The organism is Nocardioides sediminis (assembly GCF_003047295.1).
Classification (GTDB): domain Bacteria; phylum Actinomycetota; class Actinomycetes; order Propionibacteriales; family Nocardioidaceae; genus Nocardioides; species Nocardioides sediminis.
Genome location: NZ_PZYZ01000004.1, coordinates 294,018 through 311,084 on the forward strand (window position 1 = coordinate 294,018; position 17,067 = coordinate 311,084).

General features: G+C 73.4%; 16 protein-coding genes. 5 read left to right on the forward strand and 11 right to left on the reverse strand.

Annotation, left to right across the window (positions count from 1 at the left end; all coding sequences use genetic code 11):
* Positions 1-38: 38 nt before the first annotated feature.
* The 10 genes from acs to DAI17_RS12145 all read right to left on the reverse strand — a co-directional run bounded on the left by acs (position 39) and on the right by DAI17_RS12145 (position 11,349).
* The gene (gene acs / locus DAI17_RS12100; RefSeq protein WP_107773211.1) at positions 39-2,024 is read right to left on the reverse strand and encodes an acetate--CoA ligase; all 1,986 of its coding nucleotides are present in this window, start codon (positions 2,022-2,024) and stop codon (positions 39-41) included.
* 155 nt (positions 2,025-2,179) lie between these two features.
* Positions 2,180-3,787: a solute symporter family protein gene (locus DAI17_RS12105; RefSeq protein ID WP_107773213.1), complete on the reverse strand. Its 1,608-nt coding sequence runs from the start codon at positions 3,785-3,787 to the stop codon at positions 2,180-2,182.
* Positions 3,784-4,152 (reverse strand): DUF485 domain-containing protein, encoded by a 369-nt coding sequence (locus DAI17_RS12110; protein ID WP_107773215.1) that lies wholly within the window; start codon positions 4,150-4,152, stop codon positions 3,784-3,786. Before DAI17_RS12110 ends, DAI17_RS12105 begins: the two co-directional genes overlap by 4 nt.
* 194 nt (positions 4,153-4,346) lie before the next feature.
* Positions 4,347-5,885 carry a flotillin family protein gene (locus DAI17_RS12115; protein ID WP_199905085.1) on the reverse strand — a complete coding sequence of 513 codons (1,539 nt, stop codon included), beginning with the start codon at positions 5,883-5,885 and terminating at the stop codon, positions 4,347-4,349.
* A 44-nt stretch (positions 5,886-5,929) separates the two neighbouring features.
* Positions 5,930-6,430, reverse strand: a complete 501-nt coding sequence (locus DAI17_RS20985) for an NfeD family protein (protein WP_159081503.1) — start codon at positions 6,428-6,430, stop codon at positions 5,930-5,932.
* Between the two features lie 112 nt (positions 6,431-6,542).
* Positions 6,543-8,042, reverse strand: a complete 1,500-nt coding sequence (locus DAI17_RS12125) for a sodium/solute symporter (protein WP_325049870.1) — start codon at positions 8,040-8,042, stop codon at positions 6,543-6,545.
* Positions 8,043-8,050: 8 nt separating this feature from the next.
* Positions 8,051-8,458: a hypothetical protein gene (locus tag DAI17_RS12130; protein WP_107773219.1), complete on the reverse strand. Its 408-nt coding sequence runs from the start codon at positions 8,456-8,458 to the stop codon at positions 8,051-8,053.
* Positions 8,455-9,168 carry a LytR/AlgR family response regulator transcription factor gene (locus DAI17_RS12135; RefSeq protein ID WP_107773221.1) on the reverse strand — a complete coding sequence of 238 codons (714 nt, stop codon included), beginning with the start codon at positions 9,166-9,168 and terminating at the stop codon, positions 8,455-8,457. Before DAI17_RS12135 ends, DAI17_RS12130 begins: the two co-directional genes overlap by 4 nt.
* A 41-nt stretch (positions 9,169-9,209) precedes the next feature.
* Entirely contained in the window at positions 9,210-10,355 is a 1,146-nt protein-coding gene (locus DAI17_RS12140; RefSeq protein ID WP_107773223.1) for a histidine kinase, read from the reverse strand.
* Positions 10,356-10,494: 139 nt separating this feature from the next.
* Complete coding sequence (locus DAI17_RS12145; RefSeq protein WP_107773225.1) at positions 10,495-11,349, reverse strand: class I SAM-dependent methyltransferase; 855 nt, start codon at positions 11,347-11,349, stop codon at positions 10,495-10,497.
* 28 nt (positions 11,350-11,377) lie between these two features.
* Here DAI17_RS12145 and DAI17_RS12150 point away from each other — a divergent pair, with 28 nt between their 5' ends.
* Positions 11,378-12,109, forward strand: coding sequence for a Fic family protein (locus tag DAI17_RS12150; RefSeq protein WP_107773227.1), 732 nt, complete (start codon positions 11,378-11,380; stop codon positions 12,107-12,109).
* Between the two features lie 245 nt (positions 12,110-12,354).
* Here DAI17_RS12150 and DAI17_RS12155 read toward each other — a convergent pair whose 3' ends face one another.
* Positions 12,355-13,152: an HAD family hydrolase gene (locus tag DAI17_RS12155; protein ID WP_199905086.1), complete on the reverse strand. Its 798-nt coding sequence runs from the start codon at positions 13,150-13,152 to the stop codon at positions 12,355-12,357.
* Positions 13,153-13,294: 142 nt separating this feature from the next.
* Between DAI17_RS12155 and ssd the strand changes: the two genes are divergently transcribed.
* Genes ssd through DAI17_RS12175 form a run of 4 tightly spaced genes read left to right on the forward strand, consistent with a single transcriptional unit; the run spans position 13,295 to position 17,020 of the window.
* The gene (ssd, locus tag DAI17_RS12160) at positions 13,295-14,326 is read left to right on the forward strand and encodes a septum site-determining protein Ssd (RefSeq protein ID WP_107773231.1); all 1,032 of its coding nucleotides are present in this window, start codon (positions 13,295-13,297) and stop codon (positions 14,324-14,326) included.
* Positions 14,323-15,486 (forward strand): TadA family conjugal transfer-associated ATPase, encoded by a 1,164-nt coding sequence (locus tag DAI17_RS12165; protein ID WP_107773233.1) that lies wholly within the window; start codon positions 14,323-14,325, stop codon positions 15,484-15,486. The genes ssd and DAI17_RS12165 overlap by 4 nt, the downstream gene beginning before the upstream one ends.
* On the forward strand, positions 15,483-16,283 hold the full coding sequence (locus DAI17_RS12170; protein ID WP_107773235.1) for a type II secretion system F family protein: 801 nt from the start codon (positions 15,483-15,485) through the stop codon (positions 16,281-16,283). The genes DAI17_RS12165 and DAI17_RS12170 overlap by 4 nt, the downstream gene beginning before the upstream one ends.
* A complete protein-coding gene (locus DAI17_RS12175; protein ID WP_234412470.1) occupies positions 16,280-17,020 on the forward strand; it encodes a type II secretion system F family protein in 741 nt (246 codons plus the stop codon). The genes DAI17_RS12170 and DAI17_RS12175 overlap by 4 nt, the downstream gene beginning before the upstream one ends.
* Positions 17,021-17,067 lie beyond the last annotated feature (47 nt).

Here is a 17,067-nt window from a genome sequence, read left to right on the forward strand (position 1 = left end):
GGAGGGTCCGAACGTCACGGACTACGCGGGAGGGGCGGTCAGTCCTCCGAGGAGGGCGCGCCCTCCTTGCCCTTGATCAGGTCCATCACCGTCGAGTCGGCCAGCGTCGTCACGTCGCCCACCTCGCGGTGCTCGGCGACGTCCTTGAGCAGCCGGCGCATGATCTTGCCCGACCGCGTCTTGGGCAGCTCGGGGACGATCATGATCTGTCGCGGCTTGGCGATCGCCCCGATCTCCTTCTGCACGTGCTTGCGCAGCTCCTCGATGAGGTCCTCCGGGGCAGCACCGTCGTCACCCAGCGCCGACTCGCGCAGGATCACGAACGCACACACGGCCTGGCCGGTCATCTCGTCGGCCGCGCCGACCACGGCCGCCTCGGCGACCTTGGGGTGCGAGACCAGCGCCGACTCGATCTCGGTCGTGGAGAGCCGGTGGCCCGAGACGTTCATGACGTCGTCGACGCGGCCGAGCAGCCAGATGTCGCCGTCCTCGTCCTTCTTGGCGCCGTCGCCGGCGAAGTAGAGGCCCTCCCAGCGCGACCAGTAGGTGTCCTTGAAGCGCTGGTCGTCGCCCCACAGGGTGCGCAGCATCGCCGGCCACGGCTCCCGGAGCACCAGGTAGCCGCCGGAGCCGTTCGGCACCGACTCGGCCTCGTCGTTGACGACGTCCACCTCGATGCCGGGCAGCGCCTTCATCGCCGAGCCGGGCTTGCCCGCGGTGACGCCGGGCAGCGGGCTGATGAGGATCTGGCCGGTCTCGGTCTGCCACCAGGTGTCGACGACGGGCGCTGTGGACGCGCCGATGTTCTCGCGGTACCAGACGTAGGCCTCGGGGTTGATCGGCTCGCCGACGGACCCGAGGAGCCGGATGGAGGAGAGGTCGAACTTCGCGGGGATGTCGTCGCCCCACTTCATGAACGTCCGGATCGCGGTCGGGGCCGTGTAGAAGATGGTGACCCCGTACTTCTCCACGATCTCCCACCAGCGGCCCTTGTGCGGGGAGTCGGGCGTGCCCTCGTACATCACCTGCGTCGTGCCGTTGGCGAGCGGGCCGTAGACCATGTAGCTGTGCCCGGTCACCCAGCCGACGTCCGCGGTGCACCAGTAGACGTCCGTCTCCGGCTTGAGGTCGAAGACCGCCCAGTGCGTCCACGACGTCCCGGTGAGGTAGCCGCCCGTGGTGTGCAGGATGCCCTTGGGCTTGCCGGTCGTGCCCGAGGTGTACATGACGTAGAGCGGGTGCTCGCTGTCGTGCATCTCGGGCTCGTGGTCGGGGGAGGCGGTGTCGACGACGTCGTGCCACCACTTGTCGCGGCCCTCGTCCCACTCGACGTCCTGGCCCGTGCGGCGTACGACGACCACGTGCTCGACGAGGTCGCCGGTCTTGGCGACCGCCTCGTCGACGGCCGGCTTGAGGGCGCTCGGCGCGCCGCGCCGGTAGCCGCCGTCGGCGGTGATGATGACCTTGGCCTCGCAGTCGGTGACGCGGGAGGCCAGGGCGTCGGCCGAGAACCCGCCGAAGACGACGGTGTGCGGGGCGCCGAGGCGGGCGCACGCGAGCATCGCGACGGCCACCTCGGGGATCATCGGCATGTAGATCGCGACCCGGTCCCCCTTCTTGACGCCGAGTTCCGTGAGCGCGTTGGCGGCGCGGGAGACCTGGTCCAGGAGGTCGGCGTAGGTGAGGTCGCGGCTGTCGTCCTCGGGCTCGCCCACCCAGTGGATGGCGACCTTGTCGCCGCGGCCGGCCTCCACGTGCCGGTCGACGCAGTTGACCGAGGCGTTGATCGTCCCGCCGACGAACCACTTGGCGAAGGGGGCGTCCGACCAGTCGAGCACCTGGTCCCACGTGCGGCCCCAGTCGAGGCGCTCGGCCGCCTCGGCCCAGAACGCCTCCCGGTCCGACGCGGCCCGGTCGTAGGCCTCCGCCTTCACGTTGGCGTCGGCGGCCAGGTCGGCGGGCGGCTCGAAGCGGCGGTCCTCGGTGGACAGGTTGGCGAGTGCGTCGGTCTTCTGCTCGGTCATACGTGCTCCGTCTCGGGTCGATGCGGGCTGGTACGGGCGGTGACGTGCGCCGTCGGACGGCCGCCTCGAAACCTACGCTGAGTTGGTTGGTCGGTCGATGGGTACGACGCCCGGACCGGCGCGTGCGGCCGGTCCGGGCGTCGTACGCCGGTGGGTCAGTGGTGCACGGCGCCCTCGGCGCCGGCACCGGTCAGGGCGCGGACCTCGAGCTCGGTGAAGCGGTCCTCCGCCGCGGGCTCCCGGCCGGTCACGGTGCCGATGTAGCCGAGCAGGAAGCCCAGCGGGATCGACACGATGCCCGGGTTGTTGAGCGGGAAGATCGCCCAGTCCGAGTCGGGGAACAGCGAGGTCGGGCCGCCGGACATCACGGGCGAGAAGAAGACCAGCCCGACGGCGGCGATGAGGCCGCCGTAGATGCTCCACGTGGCGCCGCGGGTGTTGAAGCGCCGCCAGAACATGTTGTAGATGATTGCGGGCAGGTTGGCCGACGCCGCCACGGCGAACGCCAGCGCCACCAGGAAGGCGATGTTGAGCCGCTGCGCCGGGATGGACAGCGCGATCGCGATGGCGCCGATGACGAACGCGGCGATCCGGGCGACCCGGACCTCGTCCTGCTCGGAGACCTTCTGGTCCTTCTTGATGACGCCCTTGTAGAGGTCGTGCGCCACCGACGAGGACGACGCGAGCGTCAGGCCGGCCACCACCGCGAGGATCGTGGCGAAGGCCACCGCGGCGATGAGGGCGAGCAGGATCGCACCACCGGTGGACCCGTCGCCGCCGCCGACGGCCTCGGCGAGCAGCGGGGAGGCGAGGTTCTGGTTGCCGCCCTCGACCGGGTCGACCTGGGAGCGGTCCAGCATGGCTGCCGCGCCGAAGCCCAGCACCAGCGTCATCAGGTAGAACGCGCCGATCAGGCCGATCGCCCACAGCACCGACTTGCGGGCGTCGCGCGCCGTCGGGACGGTGTAGAAGCGGATCAGGATGTGCGGCAGGCCGGCGGTACCGAGCACGAGGGCCAGGCCGAGCGACAGGAAGTCGATCTGCGAGGTCAGCGAGCTGCCGTACTGCAGGCCGGGCTGGAGGAACGCCTCGCCCTTGCCGGAGTTGTCCGCGGCCGCGCCGAGCAGCGAGGACAGGTTGAAGTTGAACTCCGCCAGCACCAGCACGACGATCAGCGCCGAGCCGAGCATGAGCAGCACGGCCTTGACGATCTGGACGTAGGTCGTGCCCTTCATGCCGCCGACGACGACGTAGAAGATCATCAGCACGCCGACGCCGATGATGGTGATGTTCTGCACCGCCTGGCTCTCAACGCCGAGCAGCAGCGCCACCAGGGTGCCGGCGCCGACCATCTGGGCGAGCAGGTAGAAGATCGACACGACCACGGTCGAGATCGAGGCCGCGGTGCGGACCTTGCGCTGGTTCATCCGGAAGGCCAGCTGGTCGGCCATGGTGTAGCGACCGGCGTTGCGCAGCATCTCGGCAACGAGGAGCAGCGCCACGAGCCATGCGACGAGGAAGCCGATGGAGTAGAGGAAGCCGTCGTACCCGTAGAGGGCGATGGCTCCGGAGATGCCGAGGAACGAGGCGGCCGACATGTAGTCGCCGCCGATGGCCAGGCCGTTCTGGAAGCCGGAGAAGGACCGGCCGCCGGAGTAGAAGTCGGTCGCGGTCTTGGTCTGGCGGCTGGCCCAGAAGGTGATGCCGACCGTCAGTGCGACGACGCTGAGGAAGAGGGCCGTGGTGAGGAACTGGTCGCTCATGCCTGGCCTCGCTTCGCGTCGACGCCGGCCTGCTCGCGGTAGGCCTCCTCGAGGTTGCGCGCGAGCGGGTCGAGCTTGGCGTTGGAGTAGTTGCTGTACAGCCAGGCGAGGCCGAACGTGGTCACGAACTGGAGGAGCCCGAAGATCAGGGCGACGTTGATGTTGCCGACGACCTTGGTGTTCATGAAGTCCGGCGCCCAGTTCGACATGACGACGTACAGCAGGTACCAGGCCAGGAACGCCACGGTGGCGGGGATGACGAAGCCGCGGTAGCGACGTCGCAGCTCGGTGAACTCCGACGTCTCGTGCAGCCGGTCGTAGACAGGATCGTGGCGCGCAGCCTGTTCATGGGTCTCGGGTGTCACGGGGGTTCCTTCCGCGCGGGGCCACCGAGGTGTGACCGCCGTCACCGTCGCACCGCCGCGGCCGGGTCCGGGAGGGGGTCGAGGGCGTACGTCGGCGGGCGGGGGCGGCGCGTCGCCGAGCGGTCGGTTGCGCACGACGAGCGGTCGACGGACCGCCCGCGCCGCCGGGCGACGCGGGGAGGTCCGGGCCGGGGCTACGGCTTGCTCGACGCGGCCTCGGCGAGCGACTCGTGCGGACCGTCGCCGTTGGACGTGCCGGTGGCGTGGCCCACGGACTTCTTGATGAGCGCCTCGAGGTCGAGGCCGGTCGACGTCTTGAGCATGTTGAGGGTCTGCACGACGTTGTCGTTGACCTGCCGCGGCAGCGCGCCGGCACCGTCGGGCGAGATCACCGTGAGCTGGTCGATCGCGGCCATCGGCGAGGCGACCTCGCGGGCGATCTGGGGGAGCACCTCGATCAGCATCTGCAGCACGGCCGCGTCGTTGTAGTGCGCGAACGCGTCGGCGCGCTTGTCCATCGCCTCGGCCTCGGCCTGCCCGACCGCCAGGGTCGCGGCCGCGGTCGCCTCGCCCTCGGCACGGGTCGCCTCGGCCTCGGCGGTGCGGCGGGCCTTCTCGGCCTCACCACGGCGCGCGCCCTCGATGGCCTCGGCCTCGGCGAGCGCCGTACGCCGCGACTTCTCCGCCTCGCCGCTCAGCCGCGCCTCCTCGGCCTTGGCCTGCGCGGCGGCGATGGTGGCCGCCTTGCGGGCCTCGGCGCCCGCGATCTCGGCGGTGCGCTGGGCCTCGGCCTCCTGCTCGACCTTGTAGCGGGCGGCGTCGGCGGGCTTGCGGACCTCGGTCTCGAGGTTGCGCTCGGTGAGTGCCGCCCGGCGTACGGCGACCTTCTCCTGCTCGAGCAGGATCGCCTGGTCGCGGTCGGCCTGGGCGAGCGGGCCGGAGGCGGCAGCGGTGGCCGCGGCGGCGTCGGTCTCGGCCTTGATCTCGGCCTGCTTGAGGGCCAGGGTCCGGGTCGAGACGGCGATCTCCTGCTCGGCGGCGATCCGGGCCTGCTCGGCCGCCTGGCGGGCGTTGGCCTCGGCGATGGACGCGGCCTGCTGGATCCGCGCGGCCTCGGGACGGCCGAGGTCGGCGAGGTAGGTGCCGTCGTCGGTGACGTCCTGGATCTGGAAGGTGTCGAGGATGAGCCCCTGGCCGGTCAGGGAGTTCTCCGACTCGTCGGCGACGCGCTGGGCGAACGCCGCGCGGTCGCGGATGATCTGCTCGACCGTCAGGCCGCCGACGATGGAGCGCAGGGCACCGGCCAGCACCTCCTGGGTGAAGGACTCGATCTCGCCCTGCTGGGCGAGGAAGCGCTGGGCCGCCAGTCGGATCTGGTCGGCGTTGCCGCCGACCTTGACGATCGCGACGCCCTCCACGTTGAGCTTGATGCCCTGCCCGGAGACCGCACCGCGGATCTGCACCGAGATGCGGCGCGAGGACAGGTCGAGGGTGGCGAGCTTCTGGACGAACGGGATGACGAACACGCCGCCGCCGAGGATGACCTTCTGCCCCGAGAGGTCGTGGCTCAACGCGCCGGTCTCGGGGTTGAGGACCGCCTTGCCCTTGCGTCCGGTGACGATGTAGGCCTGGTTGGGCCCGGCCACCTTGTAGCGGCTCGTGACGAGCAGCAGGAGCAGGACGACGAGGACGACGAGGCCGCCGAGGGCGACGACGGGGCTGGACAGGTCCACTGGGTTCTCCTAGGCGTGGCGCGGGTTCGCGGGTGGTGGGGGTGTCAGGGGAGCTCGGGCCACACCGGGGCGACCGTGACCGAGGTGGGCGAGAGGACGCTGGTGACGTGCACCGGCGTCCCGGGCTCGATGGGCTGCTCGGCGCGCGCGTTGAGCCGCATCACGTGGCCACCGACGAGGACGTCGACGACGCCGAGGCCGTCGGCCGGGATGGGCGTGACCACACGCGCGTCGCGGCCGATGGTGTCGTCGGTGGTCGGGGTCGAGTCGCTGCTGCCGTCCCGCAGCAGCCGGGTGAGCCACCACGCGAACCAGGCGAACGCCGCCCCGGTGACGAGGCCGACCGGGACGGCCACGGCCGTGCCGACGACGCCCTGCGCGGCGGCCGCGCCGAAGCCGGTGGCGGCGACGAAGGCGCCGACCACGGCGCTGGAGAAGACGTCACCGGCGAGGGCGTCGAGGGCGCCGTCGAAGAGGTCGCCGACGAGGAGCGAGACCAGGAGCAGGCCGAGTCCGGCCAGCCCGATCACGATGAACGTCGTCATGCCACCCCCGTGGTGCAACCCCGTTGCCCCGACGGGGCGCGCCCAGCATGGCAGACGTGGCCGCCCGGCGCGCGGGAAACCCCGGGGCCCGGCCGATCCGGCGTACGACGCCTCAGCGCGCGAGGTCCACGGCCTCCGGCGTGTGCAGCCGGACCATGAACCGACCCGCGTGCGCGGGGATGCGGGACCGCGTCGCCCGGCTCACCACGACCATCGTGGCCAGGGCCGCCGGCACGCTCCAGGCAGCCGGCTGGCCGAGCAGCACCGCCGCCCAGCCCGTCGTGGCGCTGGTCAGCAACGTCCACCCGACGGCGCAGCCGGACCCGATGCCGCCCACCAGCAGCCCGGCCACGGCACCCGCCGCCGTGAGCCCGCGCCACCAGATGCCGAGCAGCAGCAGCGGGCAGAACGTCGAGGCGGCCACCGCGAAGGCCAGCCCGACGGTCCGGGCCACCCCGACGTCAGGAGCGGCGATGGCCACCGCGCACGGCACGACCACCGCGGCGACGCCCGCGACCCGGAAGGCGGTGATCCCGGAGAGCCGACGGCTGGCGACGTCCTGGCTGAGCACGCCGGCGACGGCGATCGTCAGGCCCGAGCTGGTGGACAGGAAGGCCGCGAACGCGCCGGCCGTCACCAGGCCGGTCAGCAGCTCGCCGCCGAGCCCGGGGACCATCAGCCGGGGCAGCTCGAGCACGAGGACGTCGGAGGCGCGCACGATCGAGTCCGACGCGTAGAGCCGGCCCAGCGCGCCGTACACGGGCGGAAGCAGGTAGAAGACGCCGAGCAGGCCCAGCACCACGAGCGTCGTACGCCGCGCGGCGCGGCCGTCGGGGTTGGTGTAGAAGCGGACCACCACGTGCGGCAGGCCCATGGTGCCGAGAAACGTCGCGATGATGAGCGAGTAGGTGACGTAGAGGCCCTGCGCGCCGCCGTCGCCGAGCGGGAGCGACCAGAAGGCGTCGCCGGGGATGGCCGCGTCGGCCGGGTTGGGCGCTCCGTCGCCGGCCCAGACCGCGAGCAGGACGCACGCCGGGACCAGCAGGGCGGTGAGCTTGAGCCAGTACTGGAACGCCTGGACGAAGGTGATGCTGCGCATGCCGCCGGAGGTGACGTTGATGAGCACGACCGCCGCCACGATCACCGCGCCTAGCCAGGGCGGGGCGCCGATGGTGGCGGCCAGGGTGACGCCGGCGCCCTGGAACTGGGGGAGCAGGTAGAGCCAGCCGATGCCGACCACCAGCGCCGAGCACAGGGACCGGACCCGTCGCGAGCCCAGCCTGGCCTCGGCGAAGTCCGGCAGCGTGTAGGCGCCGCTGCGCCGCAGCGGGGCCGCGACGAGGACCAGCAGGACGAGGTAGCCGGCGGTCCAGCCGACGGGGTACCAGAGCATGTCGGCACCGAAGACGAGCACCAGCCCGGCGATGCCGAGGAAGGATGCCGCCGAGAGGTACTCCCCGCCGATCGCGCTCGCGTTGAGGCCCGGACGGACGGTGCGCGAGGCGACGAAGAAGTCGCTGGTCGTGCGCGAGAAGCGCAGCCCCCAGGTGCCGATCGCCAGCGTCGCGACGGTCACCAGGACGACCGCGACGATGCCGGGGGCGGTGGTCACGGCGTCGTTCATCGCTCGTCCGGTTGGTCGGCGACGAGGTCGGCGAAGTCGCGCTCGTTGGCCTCCGCGCGGCGGACGTAGAACCAGCCGAGCACGATCAACCAGGGGTAGACCAGGACGCCGAGCAGCAGCCACGGCACCGGGACGCCGAGCAGGCGCAGGTCGCTGAGGTGCGGGAAGACGTGGAAGACCAGCGGCAGCACCCCGACGGTGAGCCCGAGCGCCACCAGCACGCCGGCCGCGAGCCGCAGCTGCTCGCCGAGCAGCGAGCTCATGTAGACGGCGCCCAGCTCGGAGTCCGCGTCGATCTCGCGCGACGCCGTCGGTCGTACGCCGCTCGCGCGCCGCCGCGGGGGACCGGTCACCCGGACCCGGGCCGGCCGCCCGCCCGTGCCGCTCGTGGGCTCGGCGCTCACCCGGACCGCCGGGTCAGCAGGTCGCGCAGCTCGCGGGTGTGTCGGCGGCTGACCGAGAGCTCCTGGCCGGCGACCACCACCGAGACCCGGCCCGACTCGGTGCGGACCTCCTCGATGTGGGGGAGCGAGACGAGCAGGGAGCGGTGGATGCGCACGAACCCGGCCGGCGCCCACTCCTCGGCCAGGGTGGACAGCGGCGTCCGCACCAGGTGCGAGCCCTCGGCGGTGTGCAGCCGGGCGTAGTCACCCTGCGCCTCGACGTGGGTGATGTCCGAACGCTGCACGAACCGGGTCACCCCGCCCCGCTCGACGGCGATCTGGGCGTCGCCCGACGGCGCCGGCGTGCCCGCGTCGACCACGCGTCGTACGGCCTCGGCGAGACGCTCGGCCCGCACCGGCTTGAGGACGTAGTCGACCGCCGCGAGCTCGAAGGCGGACACGGCGTGCTCCTCGTGCGCGGTGACGAACACGATCGGGGGCGGCGACTTGAAGCGGGACAGCACCTGGGCCAGGTCGAGGCCGGTGAGGCCGGGCATCTGGATGTCGAGGAAGACCGCGTCGACCTCGAGGTCCTGCAGCACCCGCAGCGCCTCGGTGGCCGAGTCGCAGCCCAGCACGCCGGCGACGCGGGGGTCGCGCTCGAGGAGGTAGGTCAGCTCGTCGAGGGCGGGCCGCTCGTCGTCGATGACGAGGATGCGCAGGCCGCTCATGGGCACGCAGCCTACGTTCGAAACCGGGCTCCTCGGGCGGCTCAGACGCTCGCGGCGACCCCGGGTGCGAACTTGGGCACCCGCACGACCACCTTGGTGCCGGCACCCGGCGCGGTCTCGACGACCAGCCCGTAGTCGTCGCCGTAGGCGTTGCGCAGCCGCGCGTCGACGTTGCCGAGCCCCACCGAGTCCATGGAGGCGTCGCCGGCCAGCGCGCGGCGTACGCGCTCGGGGTCCTCGCCGGTGCCGTCGTCCTCGACCTCGATCACGCACTCCTGGTCGAGGTCGCGGGCCAGGATGCTCAGCCGTCCGACACCGTCCTCCTTGTCGACGCTGGCCTCGAGGCCGTGCCGCACGGCGTTCTCGACCAGCGGCTGGATGCACAGGAACGGCACCGCGACGGGCAGCACCTCCGGAGCGATGCGCAGCGTCACCTGCAGCCGGTCGCCGAACCGCGCCTGCTCGAGCAGCAGGTAGCGCTCCACCGAGCGGAGCTCCTCGGCGAGGGTCGTGTACTCCCCGTGGCGGCGGAAGGAGTAGCGGGTGAAGTCGGCGAACTCCAGCAGCAGCTCGCGCGCCCGGTCGGGGTCGGTGCGCACGAAGCTGGCGATGGCACCGAGGGAGTTGTAGATGAAGTGCGGACTGATCTGGGCGCGCAGCGCGCGGACCTCGGCCTCCATGAGGCGCGTGCGCGAGGCGTCGAGCTGGGCGAGCTCGAGCTGTCCCGAGACCCACAGCGCCACCTCGTCGGCGGCCCGGATGAGGCCTCCCGTGGCGTACGCCGCGCCGACCACCAGCGCGCCGACGATCGTCTCCTCGACGACGAGCGGCGCCAGCACCACCTGCCGGACCTCGCAGCGCGGGTCCTGGCAGGCCAGGTCGGCGACCCGGGTGCGGCCCGTCTCGACGAGGTCGGGGAGGAAGCGCGGCACGTCCTCGGCGTGGTGCTGGCCGGAGCCGTCCCACGCCAGCACCCCGCTGGCGTCGGTCAGCGCCGCGGCTGGGGTGCCGAGCAGGGCGCGGAGGTGGCCCAGGCTGCGCTCCGCGCTGTCGACCGTCAGCCCCGCGCGCAGTGCCGGGCTGGCCAGCGACGCGTTGTGCAGCGCCCGGAACGTCGCCCGGTCGGCCTGGGAGCCCAGCGCCGTGCGCCGGCTGTCGGACCGTCGCCAGAGCCGGGGTCGCGCCATGCGGGGGAGACTACTCAGGGGGCAGCTGTCGGAGTCACCGCTTCAGCGGTGACTCTGGCGCTTGCTGGCCGATGCAACGGCCAGCAAGCGTCAAGGTCGGCCAGCAAGTACGCCGCGGGCCCGTCCCGGTCCCGCTGGGCTACCGGAAGTCGATGAGCAGCATGTCGGTGTCGGTGCCGTCGGAGATGATCGGTCCCTCGTGGGACGCGTCGTCGTCCGGTTCGGTCGACAGGTCGTCCTGGCGGTCGACGACCTGCGCGCGGAAGCACTCGGTGCGGTAGGCCAGCTGCATGCCGTCGTGCCCGCGGCCGTAGTCGTCGTACAACGCCCGCACCCGGTCCAACCGTGCCTCGCGGGCCGCCTCGTCGAGGCTGGCGATGTAGGAGCGGGACGCGACGATGTCCACCAAGGTCTCCCGGTTGACGTCCTGCCAGTGCGCGAACGTCTTCTCCTCCACGAAGCCGAAGAGGCTCGATGTCACCAGGGCCTCGTGCGACGACGAGGTCATGCCCTGCTCGCCCATCGCCTCGACCAGGCGTCGTACCCAGGGGATCCGCTGGTCGAAGAAGTTCCACGCCAGTGCCAGGTGGCCGCCGGGCTTGAGGACGCGCGCGATCTCCGGCAGCGCCACCTCGTGGTCGAACCAGTGGAACGCCTGGCCGGCCACGACGACATCGACCGAACGGTCGTTGGCCGGGATCTCCTCGGCGCCCGCGACCTTGGCGCTGCAGCCGGGGACGTTCGCCTCGAGGACCTCGAGCATGGCGGCGTCGGGCTCGGTGGCGTAGACGGCGTGCCCCTGCGCGACCAGCTCGCGGGTGAGCTTGCCGGTGCCGGCACCGAGCTCGAGCACGACCTTGGCCTCACCGCCCACGAGCCAGGAGACCGCGTCGGCGGGGTACGTCGGACGCCCCCGGTCGTAGGTCCCGGCCACGGCCCCGAAGGACCGGGACCACCGCTTGACGTCCTCGGGGGTGGGCTGCTCGTCGCTCATCCCCTGCAGGCTACTAGCGTCGTGCCTCGTGACGACCGATCCCTTGGCCTGGCTGGTGGGGCTGGAGGGCGTGCCCTCGGGGTACGCCGCGGCCCGCGACGGCATCGACGTGATGCTGCGCGACCGTGGGCTGCGCCGCACCTCGCCGGAGATGACCGCCGAGTCCCTGCTGCGCGGCGCGCACGCGTCGGCGGTGCTCGAGGGCTCGACGTCCTCGCTCGCCGAGCTGCGCGAGGGTGCCGGGGACGCCGTCGCGACCGATGCCGTTCGGATGTCCGCCTCGCTGCTGGCGCTCGCGCCGCTGCTCAAGACCGCGCCCCTGCAGGCGATGGCGCGCATCCACAGCGTGGTCGGCTCGGCCTCCTTGGACCCCGAGGAGCTCGGGCGTCCGCGGGACGCGGCGTCCGCCGACCGGCTGCGCGGCGTCGCCGAGCTGCTGCTGGCGCCGACGTCCGCCCCGGCGCTGCTCGTCGCCGCCGTGGTGCACGCCGACCTGGCGACAGCCGCGCCGTTCGCGTCCCACAACGGCATCGTGGCGCGCGCCGTGGAGCGGCTCGTGCTGGTCTCGCGCGGCGTGGACGCCAAGTCGCTGGTCGTCCCGGAGGCCGGACACCTGGCGCTGCGGGCGCAGTACGAGTCCAACCTCGGCGCCTACCGCGACGGCGGGCCGCGCGGCGTACACGCGTGGGTCCTCTACGCCTCCGAGGCCTACGCCGCGGGGGCCGAGGCGTCGCCTCTCCGGCGCGACGCCGCGGAGTGAGGGCGGCATGCGAACGGCACCTGATCATGGATCAGGTGCCGTCGCTGACACGTGACGCCGTGGCTACCAAGCGTGCAACATCCAACTGCTGTCCCGGTCATGGCCGGTGACTCGCGCCCTTGTGCGAAGGGTAGATCGCCGCGTGGGTACCCGGCTCACGTGCTGCCTGTGGAGTTGTGTGTCTCCGTTGTACGCCGCCGCGGGGCCGCCTTCAAGGGTTGACTTATCGGCCGTTCGATGCGGTGTCAGGCGCCGTCGCGGCGCTTGCGGGCGTTGGACCACAGGACCCCGCCGGCGGCCATCGCACCGCCGACGGCGAGCGCGGTGAGGGTGGTCCGGGCAGGGGGGAGCGGGACCCGGGAGCGGAGCGCGACGGGCTTGTCGAAGACCAGCACTGGCCATCCCTCGGCCACCGCCGCCCGGCGCAGCTCGCGGTCGGGGTTGACCGCGTGCGGGTGCCCGACGACGCGCAGCATGTGCACGTCGGTGACCGAGTCGCTGTAGGCGTAGCACTCCGCGAGGTCGTAGCCGACGAGGTCGGCGAGGTCCTCGATGGCGCGGGCCTTCTCCTCGGCGTAGGCGTAGTACTCGATCTCGCCGCTGTACTTCCCGTCCACGATCTCCATGCGGGTCGCGACCACGCGGTCGGCGCCGAGCATCTCGCCGATGGGCTCGACCACCTCCGACCCGCTGGTCGACACGATCACGACGTCGCGACCAGCCTGGTGGTGCTCCTCGATGAGACTCACCGCCTCGTCGTAGACGATGGGGTCGACGACGTTGTGCAGGGTGTCGGCGACGATCTCGCGGACGGTCGCGACGTCCCAGCCGGCGCACAGGGCGGACATGAACGCCCGCATCTTCTCCATCTGGTCGTGGTCGGCGCCGCCGACCAGGTAGACGAACTGGGCGTAGGTGCTGCGCAGCATCGCGCGCCTGCTGATGAGCCCGCCGGCCTGGAAGGGCTTGCTGAAGGCCAGCGTGCTCGATTTGGCGATGATCGTCTTGTCGAGGTCGAAGAAGGCCGCGGTGGGGCGGGACATGGTCGCCATCGTAGGGCGGGCGTCCATGCTCGGTGCCGATCGCGGACCAGCAGCCGTCCACCGACCCGGTCGCCGGGTCCGTCGTCCACAGGGCTGTCGCGCCACCCGGCGCGGTGTCGGTGAGCGCGGGGAGCCTCGACGCATGCAGCCCCTCCTCCTGACCCGAGATCCGGCACTCGTCGACGAGGTCGCCCGGCTGAGCGCCGCCGCCGGCGTCCGTCCCGAGGTGTACGACGACCCGCTCGCCGCGCTCCGGGCCTGGCCCACCGCGGCGCTGGTGCTGGTCGGCGTCGACCTGGTCGGTGAGGTGGCGGCCGCGCGGCCGGCCCGGCGGGACGGGGTGCACGTGGTCGGCTGGACCCCCGGCGACGGGGTGTTCCGTGCGGCGCTGGTGATCGGAGCCGGCACGGTCGCGGAGCTGCCGACCTGCGAGGCGTGGCTGGTCGACCTGCTCGCCGACAGCGAGGAGGTCCCGGGTCGTGGGCGCACCATCGGGGTGATCGGCGGTGCCGGTGGCGCGGGCGCGTCGACCTTCGCGTGCGCGCTGGGGCAGGTGGGGGCCGCGCGCGGGACGGCCCTGGTGGTCGACACCGACCCGCTCGGCCCGGGCCTGGACCGGATGCTCGGTCTGGAGTCGGTGCCGGGCGTGCGCTGGTCCGACCTCGCGTCGGGCTCCGGGCGACTCGGGGCCCGATCGCTCCGGGAGGCGGTGCCGAGGCCGCCCGGCGACTCCTCCGGGCCGGGGGTGCTCACCTGGCCGTCCGGTTCGGCGGCCCAGCCCGAGGCCGGCGTGGTCCGTGAGGCGGTCGCTGCCGCCCAGCGTGGCCACGACCTGGTGGTCCTCGACCTCGCTCGCCACGTCGGCGTCCTGGTCGACGAGCTGGTCGCCCGCTGTGACCGGCTGCTGGTCGTGGTGCCGGCCACCCTCGCCGGGGTGGCCTCGACGGTCCGGCTCCTCGACCGGCTCGGCCCGGGGCGGGGCGCCTCGCTGGCCGTTCGCCGGGGTGGCGTCACGTGGGAGGACGTCGAGCGCGCGACCGGCCTGCGCGTCTCGGTCGAGGTGCCGGAGCAGCGCGGCCTCCCGGAGGCGGTCGACCTGGGCCTGGGGCCCGTGCGTCACCGCCGCGTGCCTCTCGCCCGGGCTGCCCGCCAGGTCCTCGAGGAGGCCGCATGACCACGACGGCGGCCGTCGCGCCCGCGGTGCTCGACGAGGTGCGCGAGCGCCTGGCGGCCGCACCCGGAGACCTGTCCCCGCACCGCGTGGCCGAGGCGCTCCGTGCCGCCGGCCGTCCCGTCGGCGACGCGATGGTCCTCGCGGTCCACGACCAGCTGCGCCGCGACGTGCTGGGCGCCGGCCCGCTCGAGCCGTTGCTGCGCCGGCCCGGGGTCACCGACGTGCTGGTCAACGGCGCCTCCGAGGTCTGGGTGGACTGCGGGGACGGGCTGGAGCTCACCGGGGTGCGCTTCCCCGACGATGCCGCGGTCCGACGCCTGGCCCAGCGGCTGGCCTCCACCGGTGGCAGACGGCTGGACGACGCGACCCCGCACGCCGACGTACGACTGCCGGACGGCACGCGGTTCCACGCGGTGCTGGCGCCCACCGCCCGACCGGGGACGGTGGTGTCGTTGCGCGTCCCGCGGGCGCGGGTCTTCACCATGGCCGACCTGGTGGAGGCGGGGGCCCTGACCGACGAGGGCGCCGAGCTGCTCGCCGCGATCGTGGCGTCCCGGTCCGCCTTCCTGGTCACCGGTGGGACGGGCACGGGCAAGACCACGTTGCTGGCGGCGATGCTGTCCCTCGCCGACGCGGGTGAGCGGCTGGTCCTGGTCGAGGACTCCAGCGAGCTGCGGCCGGCGCACCCGCACGTCGTCGGCCTCGAGGCGCGTCCGCCCAACGTCGAGGGAGCCGGTGAGATCACGCTGCGCACCCTGGTGCGGCAGGCCCTGCGGATGCGCCCGGACCGGCTGGTCGTGGGCGAGGTGCGCGGTGCCGAGGTGGTGGAGATGCTCGCGGCCCTCAACACCGGCCACGCCGGCGGTTGCGGCACCGTGCACGCCAACTCCGCGGCCGATGTCCCGGCCCGTCTCGAGGCGCTGGCGCTCGCCGCAGGTCTGCCGCAGGCCGCGGTGCACAGCCAGCTGGCGGCCGCCCTGGACGTCGTCGTGCACGTGGCGCGAGCAGCCGACGGGATCCGCCGGGTGGCACAGATCGGGGTTCCGCGACGGGGACCCGACGGGCTGGTGGTGCTGGAGGCCGCGGTGTCGTTCGACGTCGACGGCCGGCTCGAGCGGGGACCGGCAGCGGGCGAGCTGTCGCGACGGATCTCGCGGTGACCGGCGCCTGGTGGCTGGTGGCCGCGCTCGCGGCGGCAGCGGCCTGGCTGGCGTGTCCCGGGCCGACCGGCTCGACGACTGGCGGGCGGCTGCCCGCTCCGTCCCGACGCGTCGGCATCGTCCCGGCCCTGGCAGTCCTGGCCGGGACGGTCACCCTCGCGACGGCGGGTGTCCTGCCGGCGCGACTGCTCGTCCTGGCCGTGATAGGCGGCCCCGTCCTGCTCGGTGCCCGCCAGGTGTGGCTGCGTCGTCGCGTGCGGGTCGACTCCGACGCCACGGCGCGACACGTCCTGGACGCGTGCGAGGTGGTGGCCGCGGAGCTGGCTGCCGGACGGCCGCCGGATGCGGCCCTGACCCAGGCGGCCCGACGCTGGCCGGGGATCGCCCCCGTCGTCGAGGCCCATGCGCTGGGATCGGACGTGGCGGAGGCGTTCCGCCGGCTGGCCGCGACGCCCGGCGCCGACGAGCTTCGCGTGGTCGGCTCGGCGTGGCAGGTGTCCCAGCACTCCGGCCACGGCCTCGCCGACGCCCTGGGCCGGGTGGCCGCCCGCATCCGGGCGCGTCGGCAGACCCGCCGTGTGGTGACCTCCGAGCTGGCGTCGGCCCGTGCCACGGCGCGCCTCGTGGCGGTGCTGCCCGTGGTCGCGCTCGGCATGGGCAGCGGGGCCGGCGGGGACCCGTGGACCTTCCTGCTCGGCACCTCACCGGGCTGGGCCTGCCTCGCCCTGGGCCTGGGCTTCGGCCTGCTCGGCCTCTGGTGGATCGAGGTCATCGCGGACGCCGTGGACCGTCCGTGACCACACCGGAGCAGCTGGCCCTGGTGGTGGCGGCGGCCGCGACCGCGCTGGCGGTGCTCCTCGCCCTGCCCCCGCCGTCCCGCTGGGCCGACGGGTCGCCGGTGCCCGACGGGGACGGGTCCGTCCGCGCCCGACCACCCTGGTGGCCCGCGCTGCTCTCGGGACTGGCCGGGTGCGGGGCGGCCGTCGTCCTGGGAGGACCGCTGGGCCTCCTCGTCGGGGCCGGCGCGGCAGGCGCCGCGTGGGTGACCCTGGGGCGGTCGGAGACCGCCGCTGCGAGGGGTGCCCGGGCCGAGGCCGTCCGCGACCTGCCGCACCTCGTCGACCTGCTCGCCGCGACCCTGCGCTCGGGAGCAGCGCCGGCCGCTGGTCTCGCGGTCGTGTGCGCCGCCTGTCCGGGCGCCGCGGCCGACCGGCTCGAGCCCGTGCTCGCGCGGTTGCGGGTGGGCCTGCCCGCCGCTGAGGTGTGGCGCGTGCTGGCGACCGACGAGGTGCTGGCCCCCCTGGGCCACACCCTGGCGCGGGCTGAGGTGAGCGGCTCGTCGGTGGCCGAGGCCGTCGAGCGGTTGGCCGACGACCTCGAGCGCGAGGCGCTGGCCACCGTGGAGGACCGTGCCCGCGCGGTGGGCGTCAGGGCAGCGGTTCCGCTGGGACTGTGCCTGCTGCCGGCGTTCATCCTCATCGGGATCGTGCCGACCGTGGCGGGCCTGCTCGCGACCCTGCGGCCCGGGTCATGAGCCGCCTGCCCTCCACAGGACCCACCGGCGAGACGCCTCCTCCACAG